General features: G+C 68.8%; 15 protein-coding genes. 6 read left to right on the top strand and 9 right to left on the bottom strand.

What is annotated here, in order from left to right; all coding sequences use genetic code 11:
• Nucleotides 1–307: DUF6223 family protein (locus OEY_RS28480; RefSeq protein ID WP_043805430.1), on the top strand; the 307-nt coding region annotated here is incomplete at its 5' end.
• Nucleotides 308–575: 268 nt separating this feature from the next.
• The gene (locus OEY_RS0114105; protein WP_051009382.1) at nucleotides 576–2,084 is read left to right on the top strand and encodes a protein adenylyltransferase SelO; all 1,509 of its coding nucleotides are present in this window, start codon (nucleotides 576–578) and stop codon (nucleotides 2,082–2,084) included.
• Nucleotides 2,085–2,218: 134 nt separating this feature from the next.
• On the opposite strand, the gene OEY_RS0114100 is transcribed toward OEY_RS0114105, so the two are convergent.
• The 4 genes from OEY_RS0114100 to OEY_RS0114085 all read right to left on the bottom strand — a co-directional run bounded on the left by OEY_RS0114100 (nucleotide 2,219) and on the right by OEY_RS0114085 (nucleotide 5,264).
• The gene (locus OEY_RS0114100) at nucleotides 2,219–2,863 is read right to left on the bottom strand and encodes a dihydrofolate reductase family protein (RefSeq protein ID WP_010594504.1); all 645 of its coding nucleotides are present in this window, start codon (nucleotides 2,861–2,863) and stop codon (nucleotides 2,219–2,221) included.
• Nucleotides 2,864–3,548: 685 nt separating this feature from the next.
• Entirely contained in the window at nucleotides 3,549–3,752 is a 204-nt protein-coding gene (locus OEY_RS0114095) for a zinc-ribbon domain-containing protein (protein WP_010594503.1), read from the bottom strand.
• Between the two features lie 28 nt (nucleotides 3,753–3,780).
• A complete protein-coding gene (locus OEY_RS0114090; protein ID WP_010594502.1) occupies nucleotides 3,781–4,119 on the bottom strand; it encodes a hypothetical protein in 339 nt (112 codons plus the stop codon).
• Nucleotides 4,120–4,121: 2 nt separating this feature from the next.
• A complete protein-coding gene (locus OEY_RS0114085; protein ID WP_010594501.1) occupies nucleotides 4,122–5,264 on the bottom strand; it encodes a Rieske 2Fe-2S domain-containing protein in 1,143 nt (380 codons plus the stop codon).
• Between the two features lie 190 nt (nucleotides 5,265–5,454).
• On the opposite strand from OEY_RS0114085, the gene hsaA reads away from it, so the two are divergent.
• The 4 genes from hsaA to hsaB are packed head-to-tail and all read left to right on the top strand — an operon-like array spanning nucleotide 5,455 to nucleotide 9,002.
• Nucleotides 5,455–6,630, top strand: coding sequence for a 3-hydroxy-9,10-secoandrosta-1,3,5(10)-triene-9,17-dione monooxygenase oxygenase subunit (gene hsaA, locus OEY_RS0114080; RefSeq protein ID WP_010594500.1), 1,176 nt, complete (start codon nucleotides 5,455–5,457; stop codon nucleotides 6,628–6,630).
• Between the two features lie 11 nt (nucleotides 6,631–6,641).
• Nucleotides 6,642–7,526 carry a 4,5:9,10-diseco-3-hydroxy-5,9,17-trioxoandrosta-1(10),2-diene-4-oate hydrolase gene (hsaD, locus tag OEY_RS0114075; protein WP_010594499.1) on the top strand — a complete coding sequence of 295 codons (885 nt, stop codon included), beginning with the start codon at nucleotides 6,642–6,644 and terminating at the stop codon, nucleotides 7,524–7,526.
• A gap of 1 nt (nucleotide 7,527) precedes the next feature.
• A complete protein-coding gene (gene hsaC, locus OEY_RS0114070; RefSeq protein ID WP_010594498.1) occupies nucleotides 7,528–8,430 on the top strand; it encodes an iron-dependent extradiol dioxygenase HsaC in 903 nt (300 codons plus the stop codon).
• Complete coding sequence (hsaB, locus tag OEY_RS0114065; RefSeq protein WP_010594497.1) at nucleotides 8,427–9,002, top strand: 3-hydroxy-9,10-secoandrosta-1,3,5(10)-triene-9,17-dione monooxygenase reductase subunit; 576 nt, start codon at nucleotides 8,427–8,429, stop codon at nucleotides 9,000–9,002. Before hsaC ends, hsaB begins: the two co-directional genes overlap by 4 nt.
• Nucleotides 9,003–9,029: 27 nt before the next feature.
• Here the strand turns inward: hsaB and OEY_RS0114060 are convergent, their stop codons facing one another.
• From OEY_RS0114060 to OEY_RS0114040, 5 genes are all read right to left on the bottom strand, one after another.
• The gene (locus tag OEY_RS0114060) at nucleotides 9,030–9,530 is read right to left on the bottom strand and encodes a DUF4190 domain-containing protein (protein WP_010594496.1); all 501 of its coding nucleotides are present in this window, start codon (nucleotides 9,528–9,530) and stop codon (nucleotides 9,030–9,032) included.
• The gene (locus OEY_RS0114055) at nucleotides 9,527–10,186 is read right to left on the bottom strand and encodes a PRC-barrel domain-containing protein (protein WP_010594495.1); all 660 of its coding nucleotides are present in this window, start codon (nucleotides 10,184–10,186) and stop codon (nucleotides 9,527–9,529) included. The genes OEY_RS0114060 and OEY_RS0114055 overlap by 4 nt, the downstream gene beginning before the upstream one ends.
• Before the next feature lie 76 nt (nucleotides 10,187–10,262).
• Nucleotides 10,263–10,979, bottom strand: a complete 717-nt coding sequence (locus tag OEY_RS0114050; RefSeq protein WP_010594494.1) for an acetoacetate decarboxylase family protein — start codon at nucleotides 10,977–10,979, stop codon at nucleotides 10,263–10,265.
• Nucleotides 10,980–11,180: 201 nt separating this feature from the next.
• The gene (locus OEY_RS0114045; protein ID WP_010594493.1) at nucleotides 11,181–12,056 is read right to left on the bottom strand and encodes an aldo/keto reductase; all 876 of its coding nucleotides are present in this window, start codon (nucleotides 12,054–12,056) and stop codon (nucleotides 11,181–11,183) included.
• A gap of 210 nt (nucleotides 12,057–12,266) precedes the next feature.
• Nucleotides 12,267–13,697 carry a DUF1254 domain-containing protein gene (locus OEY_RS0114040; protein WP_225222882.1) on the bottom strand — a complete coding sequence of 477 codons (1,431 nt, stop codon included), beginning with the start codon at nucleotides 13,695–13,697 and terminating at the stop codon, nucleotides 12,267–12,269.
• Nucleotides 13,698–13,946: the final 249 nt, after the last annotated feature.

Genomic DNA, 13,946 nt, shown 5'->3' with positions numbered 1-13,946 from the left:
GCCCACGGCGCCAGCCGTACTGGGGTTGATCAGCGCCGTCGCCGGGGGGCTGGCCCTGGCCCGATCCCGCCGGCCCGGCACCGGACCAGCCCGGACGATCGTGGCCGTGGTGCTGGGGCCGCTCAGCGTGATCGCCGGTGGAGTACACGGGGTCAACGCCGCCGGGGGCCTCGGCACCGGCAACGGGCTCGCCGGCGCCGTCGTCGCCGTGGCGCTGGGACTGACCGGCACGGTCCTCGGCGGGCTCGCTCTGGCTCGCGCTCGTCGCCGCTCCGGACATGGCTCCGGTCCCGCGCCCGCGTCGTGAGCGCCCGACCGGTCCGCCGGCGCGGGGTGCTGCGCAGTGACCCGGCGCCGCCCCCGACCGGCAGCCCCCCGTCTGCGCTCGCGGCGCACCCCTCTGATTGCAGGCCCGCTGCTCACGCGGTGGGCCATGCCGACCGGCGCCGCCCCCGCGGGGTGACGAGCCCTTGCAGGCGAGTGCGGTGGGGCCTCGTGGCCCGGCGACGTCGGCCACCGGGTGTGTTCCCGGTCGTGAGCGGCGGGACAGGGTTGGGTGTGGTTACCCTCGACTGATGGCTGCATTCCCGGAGTCCACGGTGAGCACGAACTCGGCTGTGGCCGGCTTCGAAAGCACTTTTGCCGACGAGCTGGGTGCTCTGGCCGTGCCGTGGCAGGGTGTTCATGTTCCCGACCCGAAGTTGCTGGTGCTCAACGAGCGGCTCGCGGTGTCGCTGGGATGGGACGTGGAGGTGCTGCGGAGCGAGGCCGGGGTCGGGGTGTTGTCCGGATCGACGGCGCCGGCCGGGGCCACGCCGGTGGCGATGGCGTATGCGGGCCATCAGTTCGGTGGGTACGCGCCGCTGCTCGGGGACGGCCGGGCGTTGCTGCTCGGCGAAGTGGTGGGCAGTGACGGTCGGCGGGTGGATCTGCACCTGAAGGGCTCGGGGCCCACGCCGTTCTCTCGGGGCGGTGACGGCTACGCGGTCCTCGGCCCGATGCTGCGCGAGTACCTGGTCAGCGAGGCCATGCACGCCCTCGGTATTCCCACGACGCGCGCGCTGTCGGTGGTCGCGACGGGCCGCCGCGTACGCCGGGACGGCGCACAGCCCGGTGCGGTGCTCGCCCGGGTCGCGGCCAGTCACCTGCGGGTCGGGACCTTCGAATTCGCGGCCCGACAGGAGGGAGTCCTGCAGCGGCTGGCCGACTACGCGATCGCCCGCCACTACCCGGAGGTGGCCGAGCTGCCGGCCACGGGGGAGGGCAGTCGCTACCTGGCATTCTTCGAGGCGGTGGTCGAGGCACAGGCAGCACTGGTGGCGCAGTGGACGCTCACCGGCTTCGTGCACGGGGTGATGAACACCGACAACACGACCATTTCGGGACAGACCATCGACTACGGTCCGTGCGCCTTCCTCGATGCGTTCGACCCCGCGGCGGTGTTCAGTTCGATCGATCACAGCGGCCGCTACGCGTTCGGCAACCAGCCGGCTGTCCTGAAATGGAATCTGGCGCGCTTCGCGGAAACACTGCTGCCGCTGATCGACACGACGCCGGAGAACGCGATCGGCGCGGTATCGGCAGTCCTCGACACCTTCGAGGAGCGGTACGAGGGTCACTACGCCGCCGGGATGGCGGCCAAACTCGGGGCGGCGGGCACACTCCTCGACCGTGCGCTCGTCGACGACCTGCTGAGGCTGATGGCCGGGCACGGCGCCGACTGGACGGGCAGCTTCCGTGCGCTCGCGGAAGAACTGCGGGGACATTCGACGCCGTTGCATGCCCTGATTCCCCGCGAGCGTATGGGGCCCTGGGTGCAGCGCTGGCGCGGCGCACTGACCGCACAGGGGCGCGAGGCGGTGGCGACCGCGGACGCGATGGACCGGGTGAACCCGCTGTACATCCCGCGCAATCATCAGCTCGATGCCGCGTTGCGGGCCGCGACCGACGGAGAGTTCGCCCCGTTCGAGAAGCTGCTCGACGTCGTCACGCATCCGTTCGATCGTCGCGACGAATGGTCCGACTACCCCCCCCCTGCCCCGCCGTCGTTCAGCGCAACCTTCCGAACCTTCTGCGGCACCTGACGCCCGAGTGCACGCCGCCGGGTACGACTGTGTTCGTCCCCGGGGGGCTACGTCGTCGGTGATGCGCCGAGGGGAACGACGGCGGCAGACCCGGCGGAGGCACCGCCGAGCACACGGACCCAGGTGGGGCGGGTTCAGCCGTCCCTCCCGGCGCCGCGGTCGGGGGCGCTCATGTCCCCGGTGCCGGGTATGCCGTCGGCGAGCGCGTAGCGCAGGTACACGGTGCCCGTCGGGCCGGCTACCGGCGGTGCGAGGAGAGTGAGGTTGGTGGGCACCGCGCCGGCGTCGAACACCTTCTTCCCGACGCCGAGCACGATCGGGTGCACCCACAGGTCGAGCCGGTCGAAGAGTTTCTCGCGCAGCAGGGTCTGGACCAGGTCCAGGCTCCCGACGACCTTGATGTGCTCGTGCCGGTCCCGGATCTCGCGCACCGCACCGGCCAGATCGGGGCCGAGCTGTGTGGATCCGGACCAGGAGAGGTCGGGCCGGCCGCGGGAGGCCACGTACTTCGGGACGCTGTTGAACAGTGTGGCGATGTCGTGGTCCTCGCCGCTGTGCTGGTGCGGCCAGTAGGCGGCGAAGATGTCGTAGGTCCGGCGGCCGAGCAGCAGGGCGTCGGTGCCGTCGTAGGCGGCCCCGATCTGCGCGCCGGTGACCTCGTCGAGCAGGGGCGCCTGCCACCCGCCGAACGGGAATCCTTCCGGGTCTTCGTCGGGGCCGCCGGGTGCCTGTCCGACGAGGTCGAGGGTGGTGAACAGTTCGATGTCGATCAGGCCCATGGCTCGGCTCCCGGTGAAGTGGTGTGTCTCCGTCGCAAAGGTAGACCCGTGGGAGGCGGCGGACTCATCGCTGTGACGGCATCTGACTTCATGCTCTTCGACCGACCTCGCGGTGCATCGGTCCCGGCCGGTCCTGCGGTGGCGTCCGTGCGGTGCCCGGCAGTCCGGGCTCGAGGGGCGGTGCACATCTCTCCCTCGCCTCGATCGATCGCGCAGGTCGTACCGGAGAACGGCCGCTCGTGCGGTACCGAGTTTCGTGCGATGCGAGCGGTATTGCGGCACTCGCGGAAGACGATGACGGTGTCGCGTTCTGAAATTGTGGACGATCTGGCTGATTCGTGGAAAGAGGTGCCGCAACAAGCAAGAGCGATGCCGAGGACGCTACGAGGAAATTCGACGATCACGCTCTCGGCGCGACCGAGGCCGGATTCTCGCCGACGCGCTGGTGGCCGGTCCGGCGGTCGAGGGGGCGGAGTTGTGGAACAGTTGCACGCCCGGTAGGCGGCGTCCGTGACGGAATGTCTCACCTGCACACGAAAAGCTATGTTGCTCAACTGTTTTTGTCTGGCAGCACACAGCGTTGCAGTTGTCGGAACAGCTCCGGTGCTCGATTCGGCTCGTCGATCCGGGTATCGGCTGAGTGCGCCGACGCTCCGGCGGTGACGGTCGCCCGGAATGAAGGCGCTCAGACTTCGACGGCGGTGCCGCAGATGCCACATTGCTCCAGCTGCCGGCGCTTCCATCGCGCGACCGGGACGAAGAACAACGTGAACTGGTTGAATTCGCGGATCCGTGCCCACTGTGTGGTGTTGTGGCAGTTCGGGCACGTTCGGGTCTGCCCGGAGCCGAGGTGTTGCCGCTTGGTGCTGAAGCCGAAGAGGAGGAACACGACGCCAGCATAGTGCGGCGTGGCGCTGTCAGTCCGGAATCGTGATCCGGCCGTCGAGTACGGCCTGCTCGATGCTGGCGCGCAGCTGCGGGCAGCCGTCGCGCAGGGCGCCCGGGACCTCGGAGCCCCGGAAATTCGGGCACACCGCCGCGGGGTCCTCGCGCCATTGCACGGTCGTGTGGTCGAAGCTGTTCTTGCGCACCAGGACACAGGTGCCGCACTCGCGGCACTGCACCTCGTGCAGGCCCGAATCGAGATAGTTGATCTTGTCGATGGCGGTCTGGGCGCGGACCGCCTCGACCCGGGCGGGCTGGCCGGCGAAGTCCGGGGCCTTCGCCCAGCTGCGCGCCCGGGTCGAGGGATCCATCGTCAGACCTCCGCTTCCTGCTTGCCCTGGTCGGCCTTCTGCCGCGCGAGGTTCTCGGCGACCTCCGCCTGCCATGCCTCGTTGGCCTTGGTGGTGTCGACCTCGTACTCGAAGCGCTGCGTCATCTTCTCGGTGACGTCGGCGACGTCGACGTAGAACTGCTCGTACCAGCGTCGCAGCTGGTAGACCGGGCCGTCCTCCTCGCACAGCAACGGATTCTCGATCTTGGTCTTGTTCTTCCAGATCTCGACGTCCTGCAGGAAGCCCTCGCCGATGCCTTCGGTCAGCTTCGCGGCCAGCTTGTTCGACGCCTCCTCGGGCATGCCCGTCGGCTTCTTGACGATGATGCCGTACTGCAGCACGAACGAGTCGTGTGTGACGGGGTAGTGGCAGTTGATCAGCACCGACTCGACCTCGTAGCCGCCGTAGCTGTTGGTCAGCGGATTGATCATGTAGGACGGGCCGTAGTACGCGGCGAACGACTTCAGCAGCGACTCCATGCCGTACTGGGTGGACATGCCCTTGTCGGGACGGCCCCGGGTGTTGAGGTACTGCGCGGCGACGTGCCCCTCGAAGACGTTCTTGAAGTACGTCGGGAAGGCGTAGTGGATGTAGTAGAAGTGCGCCATGTCCACGACGTTGTCGATGATCTCCCGGCAGTTGGCGCCCTCGATGAGGATCGAGTTCCAGGTCCAGTCGGTCCATTCGTCCGACCCGTACTGCTCGATGTCCGGGATCGTGACCTCCGGCGGCGGGGTGTTGCCTTCGGGGTCGTTCCAGACGAAGAGCTGACCGTTCTTCTCCATCGCGAGCCAGGCGCGGGTGCGGGCGAGCGGTGGCACACGGCGGGCGTAGGGGATGTCGGTGCACTTGCCGTTTCCTCCCCATCGCCAGTCGTGGAAGGGGCAGGCGACGGAGTCGCCCTTGATCTCGCCCTGGGACAGGTCGCCGCCCATGTGGCGGCAGTAGGCGTCGAGGATCTTCAGGTCGCCCGCGCTGTCGGCCCAGACCACGAGTTTGGTTCCGAAGGCCTCGACGGCGTGCGGCTTGCCGTCCTTGAACGTCCGGGCCAGCCCGAGGCAGTGCCACCCCCGCGCGAACCGCGTGCGGACCTCTCCGACGTCGATCTCGCGAACCTGTGCCATCGTCCCCTCACTTTCCTTCGGATGCTTGGTAGAACACGTTATAGAATTTTGGCGCGTACCGGAAGCGTTCGAGGACTTTCGTCCCACGGAAAGCCCGTCGACCTGGGATGCGGCTCCGGTCTCGACACAAATGGGAACGTGTTCTAGTCTCGAATCAAGCGATCAATTCCGGAACAGACGGGAGCGTCCAGTGGGCGACCACGAGAGCCACGAGGTGCTGCAGCGGATCGACGCGCTGCTGCCCGCCCTGCGGGAACGTGCACAGGAGACCGAAGACCTTCGCCGCATCCCCGACGACTCGATCAAGGCGCTGCAGGAGACCGGCTTCTTCCGACTGCTCCAACCGAGCCAGTGGGGCGGGTACGAAGCCGATCCGGTCACCTTCTACACGGCGGTCCGCAACATCGCCGCCGCGTGCGGCTCCACCGGCTGGGTCTCCGGCATCATCGGTGTCCACAACTGGCATCTGGCGCTGTTCGCGCAGCAGGCCCAGGAAGACGTGTGGGGCGAGGACACCGATGTCCGCATCTCCTCGTCCTACGCCCCCATGGGCGCCGGCGAGGTCGTCGACGGCGGATACAAGGTCAACGGTGCGTGGGCCTGGTCCTCCGGGTGCGACCACGCCACCTGGGTCGTCGTGGGCGGCCCGGTGATCAAGGACGGCCGCCCCGTCGACTTCGGCAGCTTCCTGATCCCGCGCGCGGACTACGCGATCGACGACGTCTGGAACGTCGTCGGGCTCCGGGGTACCGGATCGAACACCGTGGTGGTGCAGGACGTGTTCGTGCCGCGGCACCGCTTCCTCAGCTTCCGCGCCATGAGCGAGCTCACCGCGCCGGGGCTCGAGCGCAACACCGCACCCGTCTACAAGATGCCTTGGGGCACCATCCATCCCACGACGATCTCGACGCCGATCGTCGGCATGGCCTTCGGCGCGTACCGGGCCCACGTCGACCATCAGGGTAAGCGGGTTCGTGCCGCGTACGCGGGGGAGAAGGCCAAGGACGATCCGTTCTCCAAGGTCCGGATCGCGGAGGCGTCCAGCGACATCGACGCCGCGTGGCGTCAGCTGTCGGGCAACGTCGCCGAGGAGTACGCGCACCTCGTCGCCGGCGAGGAGGTCCCGATGGACCTGCGGTTGCGTGCCCGTCGCGACCAGGTCCGGGCGACGGGCCGCGCCATCGCCTCCATCGACCTGCTGTTCGAGAACTCCGGCGCCACCGCCCTCGCCAACGGCACGCCGATCCAGCGGTTCTGGCGCGACGCCCACGCCGGGCGGGTCCACGCCGCCAACGACGCCGAACGCGCCTACGTGATGTTCGGCGCCGGCGAGTTCGGCCTGCCGATCACCGACACGATGGTGTAGGGGATATCGAATTGACTGCGACGGAAGAGATCACCTACGAGTCCACGTCCCGGTTCGCGCAGGTGCGGGACGACCTGCGGTTGCACTACCACGAGGCGGGGGTCGGCAACGACACCACGATCGTCCTGCTGCACGGCGGCGGGCCGGGCGCCTCCGGCTGGTCCAACTTCGCCCGCAACATCCCCGTGCTGGCCGAGCATTTCCACGTCCTGTGTGTCGACCAGCCCGGCTACGGCAGGTCCGACAAGCCCACCGAACACCCGCAGTACTTCGTGCACAGCGCCACCGCGCTGAAGGACCTGCTCGACCACCTCGGGCTCGAGGGGCGCGTGCACCTGCTCGGCAACTCGCTCGGCGGCGGCGCCGCAGTGCGATTCGCGCTGGACTTCCCGGACCGCGCCGGACGGCTCGTGCTCATGGGGCCGGGCGGATTGAGCGTCAACCTCTTCGCCCCCGACCCCACCGAGGGCGTGAAGAACCTCGGCCGGTTCGCGGCGCCGCCGGAGGGCCCCACCCGGGAGAAGCTCGAGGCGTTCCTCCGGGTGATGGTCTACGACCAGTCGCTGATCACCGACGAGCTGGTCGACGAACGGTTCGCCGCCGCGAGCACCTCGGAATCCCTCGCTGCCGCACGCGCGATGGGGAAGTCGTTCTCCGGTCCGGACTTCGAGCTCGGCATGCTCTGGCGCGACGCCTACAAGCTCCGGCAGCGGGTGCTGCTGATCTGGGGGCGCGAGGACCGGGTCAACCCGCTCGACGGCGCGCTCGTCGCGCTCAAGATGATCCCGCGGGCGCAACTGCACGTCTTCGGTGGCTGCGGACACTGGGCTCAGCTCGAGAAGTTCGACGAGTTCAACCGCCTGACAACGGACTTCCTGACGGACAGGAGCAACTGACATGGGTATCCGATCCCTCGCCTACCTGCGCATCGGCGCCACCGACATGGACGCCTGGCGGGAATACGGTCTGAAGGTGCTCGGCATGGTCGAGGGCAAGGGCGTCGATCCCGCGGCGCTCTACCTCCGGATGGACGATTTCCCGGCCCGGCTGGTCATCGAGCCGCACGAGAGCGACCGGCTGCTCGTCTCCGGCTGGGAGACCGCGAACGCCGCCGAGCTGCAGGAGGTGCGTGACAACCTCGCGGCCGCCGAAGTGCCGTTCAAGGAGGGCACGGCCGAGCAACTCGCCGACCGCCGGGTCGACGAACTCATCGTGTTCCAGGACCCGTCCGGCAATACTCTCGAGGCGTTCCACGGGGTCGCGCTCGAGCACCGCCGCGTCGTGAGTCCGTACGGGCACCGGTTCGTCACCGGAGAGCAGGGACTCGGGCACGTCGTCCTGTCCACCCGCGACGACGAGGAGGCGCTGCACTTCTACCGCGACGTCCTCGGCTTCCGGTTGCGGGACTCGATGCGCATGCCGCCGCAGATGGTGGGCCGCCCGGCCGACGGGAAACCGGCCTGGCTCCGCTTCTTCGGATGCAATCCCCGGCACCACAGCCTGGCGTTCCTTCCGATGCCCACGCCGAGTGGCATCGTGCACCTGATGATCGAGGTGGAGAATTCCGACGACGTCGGGCTGTGCCTGGACCGGGCCCTGCGCCGCAAGGTCAAGATGTCGGCGACGCTGGGCCGGCACGTCAACGATCTGATGCTCTCGTTCTACATGAAGACCCCCGGCGGTTTCGACGTCGAGTTCGGCTGCGAGGGAAGGCAGGTCGAGGACCGGGAGTGGATCGCCCGCGAGTCCACAGCCGTCAGCCTGTGGGGCCACGACTTCAGCGTAGGCTTGCAGCCATGACCGGACCCGGCGACGTCACGATCGACCCTCGCACCTTCCGCACCGTGCTCGGCCAGTTCTGTACGGGTGTCACGATCATCACCACAGTCGACGCCGGCGAGCCGGTGGGATTCGCCTGCCAGTCGTTCGCGGCGCTGTCGCTGGACCCGCCCCTGGTGCTGTTCTGCCCGACGAAAATGTCGCGGTCGTGGACCGCCATCGAACGCTCCGGGCGCTTCTGCGTCAACGTGCTCGCGGAGGAACAGCGGGACACATGCGCGCGGTTCGGATCCCGCGAGCCGGACAAGTTCGCCGGTGTCGAGTGGCGTCCGTCGCCGCTCGGCTCGCCCATCCTCGCCGGCTCCCTCGCCCACATCGACTGCACGGTGGAGACCGTGCACGACGGGGGCGACCACTGGGTGGTGTTCGGTCGGGTGTCGTCGCTGAGCGAGGTGCGGGACGAGAAGGAACGGCCGCTGCTGTTCTATCGAGGCCAGTACACCGGGATCGAGCCGGACAAGACGGTGCCGGCCCCCTGGCGGGACGACCTCGAGGCGTTTCTCACGAGCACCTCCGAGGACACCTGGCTCTAGGGGCCGGCTCCGGCAGGCATCGGTCCGTCACTGGCCGGGTTGCGGCACCTCGATGCTGTCGGGCAGCTGGTCGCGGGCCCGATCGAGCTGCTGCTCGAGCTGCTCGACCATGCGGTCGTTGTTGAGCACCGTGACGACGCCCGCGACGTACGCGATGGACAGCACGAGCGAGACGACGCTCAGGACGATGCCCGCGATGGCAACGCCCCGTCCGGTCACGCCGAGGCGCCGGGCGGCGCGTAGGCCGACGATACCGAGCACGATGCCGATGATGGACAGCACGAGGCCCACCGGCGACAGGACGAGCGAGAGCACGCACACGAGTGCGGCCGTGCCGACCGCGAGTGCGAGTGCGGCAGCGACGCTCGTCTTGGCGGGCTTCGTCGTCACCCGCTCCTCGAAGGGGGCGGCGGTGGTGGTGGTGACGCGGTCGTCCGCCACTACACGGTCGCGGTCGGAAACGCGGTCGCGGTTGGGAATCGGGTCTCTGCCGGCGGCGCTGGCCCCGGCGGGTTCGCGTTCGATCATCGTCGGTCCTCCTGGTCGGGATGCTGGCCGGGATGCTGGCCGGGGGCGCCCTCGTCGACGTAGTACTCGGTGGTCACGACCCGCTTGTGGAGCCGCGGACCGGGCGAGGGCGTGCCGTGCTGCTGTGGCGTGCCGTGCTGTGGCGTGCCCTGCTGCGGTGTCCCGCCGGTGCCGCCGCCGTGCGACGGTGCCGACGGCGGCGCCGAGGTCGCGACACCCGGCGCACCGGTGGACGGTGTCCGATCGGCGTCGCGCAGTCGGTCGGTGTCGGGTGTCCGGCCGGTGTCGCGACCGGTGTCGGGTGTCCGGTCGCTATCCGGCGCGCGTCCGGTGTCGGTATCGGTATCCGCCCTGTCGTAGTACCGATAGAGCTGCGTCTCCTCCTCGGGGGTGAGACGGCCGTCCTCGTCGATGTTCGGGGCGCCGGTCACCGTGTCCTTGTCGAACGGCAGACGGACGTCCTTACCGTCCAACTCGGCGACGTCGATCGGCACGAAGTGCCGACGGGTGCCGAACAGGCCGGTGACGACGGTGATCCACGCAGGGTTGCCGGTCCGGTTGTCGAGATAGACCTCGCCGACCTTGCCGAGCTTGTCGCCGCCGGGACCGTGGACGGTGGCGCCGACGAGCGCATCGATGTCGCTGTTGTTGATCATGGTGACCTCACCGATCGATTGTGTCTTCGACTCGGTGGGTGCCCACTGCGGCGCGCGCCGAAACCCGGCGGTCGGGTCAGATCGGTTCGGCGTCTCCGAACGTCATCTGCAGACGGGAGATCGACGACGTGAGCAGCGCGCGCCGGGGCAGACCCAGGGTGCGCAGTTCACCGGCGATGGGGTGGGTGCCCAGCCGCAGGTCGGCGCCGCCGATGCGGCTGCGCACGCCGGCGGGATGCATCGCCCATCCGGTGCGCCGGGTGACGCCGCCCAGATGCGAGTAGGCCGTGACGGAGGCGGCCGCGCCCCGGCCGGGAACCGCGAAACCCGGCCGGACCGACAGTTCCGCGATCAGCTGCCCGTCGCTGCGCACCGACGCGCGCTTGACGTCGCCGGTGTGGTCGGCGTCGAAGTCGGCGAGAGTCTTGGGGAATCCCCAGATCCCGCGTCCCGCCGCCAGGGTGAACTCGCCGTCCACCGGGAGCCGGTGGATGAGGGCACCCGCGCCGCCGCGGACGAGTTCCCGCAGATCCCGCAGCGCGGTGCCGCCGCGCCGGCGGTGGTCGCGAACGAGGAAGCACACGCCGAACTCGTTGTAGGGTCCGAGATCACCGTCGACGTAGTCCACGAACACCAGGATGCAGACTCCGCGACCCGGGCGGGGGTGCAGCAGTTCGAGTCCAGAGTGGTCGATCAGCGCCTGAGCCGGCGCGGCGGGCACCGAGTACATCGCCGTGAATGCCGTCGCGGTCCGGACTCGCACCGGCATCTCGATCGCGGTGCCCGAGATCATGTGTGTCGTCACGCCCTGCCCCTTCTGCGCGGACCGATCGCGCACCCGGCGGTGGCCGGCCGGGTTGCGGATGAGAACGTGTTCTACTATTCGTGGTCCGTGCTGGGAGCGCAAGAGTGGTCGGCGAATGCGTCCGAAGAGCGGGCAGCAGAGCGGGCAGCCGCGCCGGATGGGCGCGGCCGCCCGTGCAGGGTGGGTCCGTCAGCTCGGTGCGCCGAGGTTCATCTCGTCCGGGTGCATGCCGACACGCGTGCCGTCGTCGAGGGTCGCGATCTCGCTCAGATCGAGGTCGTCGAGCTCGAAGTCGAACACGTCGATGTTCTGCGTGATCCGCTCGTCGTGGACGGACTTCGGAATGACGATCAACCCGTTCTGCAGGTGCCAGCGAATCAGCACCTGGGCAGCCGACTTGCTGTGCCGGTCCGCGATGCGAGTGATGATCGGATCCACCAGGAGCGTGTTCGGCTTGGACTCGCGGCCCCAGCCCGAGTTGCTGGTACCGCCCAGCGGGCTCCACGATTCGACGGCGATCCCGTGGTCGGCCGCGAAGGCGCGGATCTCCTGCTGGGGAAGGTGCGGGTGCAGCTCCACCTGGTCGACGGCGGGCAGCATGCCGCCGCGATGGACGAGCAGCTGCAGGTGGTGCGGCTCGAAGTTGCACACGCCGATCGCCTTGGCCCGTCCGGACTCGGCGATCTTCTCGAGCGCGTCCCACGTGCGCAGCAGCCGGTCGTCGTCCTGCAGCGGCCAGTGGATCAGGTACAGGTCGACGTAGTCGGTGCCGAGGCGGCGCAGACTCTCGTCGAACGCCTTCGACGCCCGATCGTAGCCCTGGTCGGAGTTCCACAACTTCGTGGTGAGAAAGACGTCCTCCCGCGGGACGGACGCCGACGCGATCCCGCGTCCGACACCCTCCTCGTTGCCGTACGCGGCGGCGGTGTCGATGTGCCGGTAGCCCGCCTCGTCGAGGGCGTAGCGCACGGCGTGTTCGGTCTGCTCGTCGGTGGCCTGCCAGACTCCCAGGCCGAGCTGCGGGATGGTGGTACCGGAATTCAGCGTGATGACGGGAGTGCTCATCGTCCCAGGCTAACGAGTCCGAAGGTGTCCTGCCGCGCTCGAGTCCGTCGCTCACTCGCCCAGCGGGATACTGCGGAATCGTGGTTCGGTGCCCCGTCGGGAAACGCCACCGGACGAGCACGCTCGAAGTCCGATCGCCGCTCCGGCGGGGCCAGGAGGTGCGATCACGCGAGCAGTCTTCCTGCGCCGAGACCGCCCCCCGCGTCTCGGTCAGGCGAGGGGTTCGATCTCACTGGGTCGCCAGGTCCGATCGAACCATGCCTGGAGTGGTCCGTAGAGGCGCAGGAGCAGGAACCAGGACTTGTCCGGGACCGTCTGGATCCAGTTCGACTCCCGGCCCGCCGGTGATGCGGGTCCGAAGTAGACGTCCACGGAGCAGTCTTCGTCGGCTGCGACCGTCCCGGTGTTGCTGTTGAGTGACGGGTACGGGTTGTCGGTCTGCAGCAGGGAGCGGGACTGGCAGTCGTAGACGCACAGCGACCAGAAGTCCTTGGCGGGAATGCCTGCGGGCAGGTGCACCCGGTAGGTGCGGCCCCCGTCCAGCCACTGTCCCTCGGAGTCCTCGGCGGTGTAGGCGTACTGCGAGCCCACTCCCACCGTCGGCGTCGCCATCGCCGGCGTGACGACGGTGGCGACGTAGTGGAACAGCGTACGGGCATCCAGGAGACGAACACCGTCGTGCAGGAACTCGGAGCTTCCGCCCACGAAGGCCGTCTTCCACGACGACACGTCCCGGCCGTAGATGTAGGACTGCGGGTCACGTGGCCGGTACGCGAGAGTGCGCGCAATCGCCGCACCGATCGGCGCCGCCTGAGACAGGATTGCGCGCATCCGCTGATCGGGAGCGAACGGCCGGCCCTTGACGATGCCGATCGCCGCCAGCTGACCGGCAAGCTCGGGATCGAGTGCGTCGACCGGTTCTTCCTGGACGATCTGGTCGACCTCTTCGTAGAACGAGAAGTCGTTCGAGTGGACGGTGTTGTACGGCACGCCGTCTGCTTTCACGAACCGCATCTCCGGCGGGTCACCGGCCTGGTCGAGCGGATAGATACGGGTCTGCTCGATGACATCGAGCCCGCCGAGGTTGCGGGCGAACAGGAAGTTGGTGAACGTGCGCGAGCGGAAGGTGAAGTAGCCCTCGGGGACCTCGCCCTCGTAGCCCGGCGGCAGGAACAGGTACTTCCCGCCCTGCCCCCTGTCGGGCCCGGCATTGCCCAGGTCGGCCACGTACCGGAACCAGAAGTCGTCGACCACGTCGAGTGACATCGGCGGGCACTCGACCACCGTCGGCCCGTCGGCCCGCAGGTCGAGCAAGGTGAACCCATAGGTCGTCTCGGTGTTGGCTGTCAGGAGGTAGGGCACCGAATCCATGCGCGCGCACACGGCCATGTCCCGCGACGTGTGGATTCCCAGCGACGGGAACGCGGCACGTGCGGCCGCGAGCGACGCGCCGGGAACCGCGTTCAGGAACACGTCGACGCCGCGCAGCAGGTCGAGACGATCCCAGCACAACGCCATCGTGTCCAGGTCCGGGACACCGTCGTCGAATCGGAATGTCCCCAGGTCCGTCTCGACGACATCGGGGATCCCCACCGCGCGGCGGGCCTCGTCAGAGCTCCCGCCGGAAGACCGAGCCGGCATGACCCCTCCTTCCCCGGCCGGCGCTCGGGAGCGGGACGCCATGGTGCGCGACGTCTGTCGAGGGTCACCCGAGGAACAGGCCGGGCAGTTGGCAGCTGCTGCGTCCTCTCTGAAGATAAGGGCACCGCACTCGATCCGGCAAGGTTGCTTGCCCGGGCCCGGGGCGGGGAGGCGTGGGTACCGAACCGAGCGGACGATGTGCATGTCCCGCTGCTACGGACCGGGCAGACGGTGTACGGACGGTGCCGC

The organism is Rhodococcus sp. P14 (assembly GCF_000256505.1).
Classification (GTDB): Bacteria; Actinomycetota; Actinomycetes; order Mycobacteriales; family Mycobacteriaceae; genus Rhodococcus; species Rhodococcus ruber.
The sequence above is the reverse complement of the archived record's forward strand: the minus strand, read 5'-3'. Positions and strand labels throughout refer to the sequence as shown.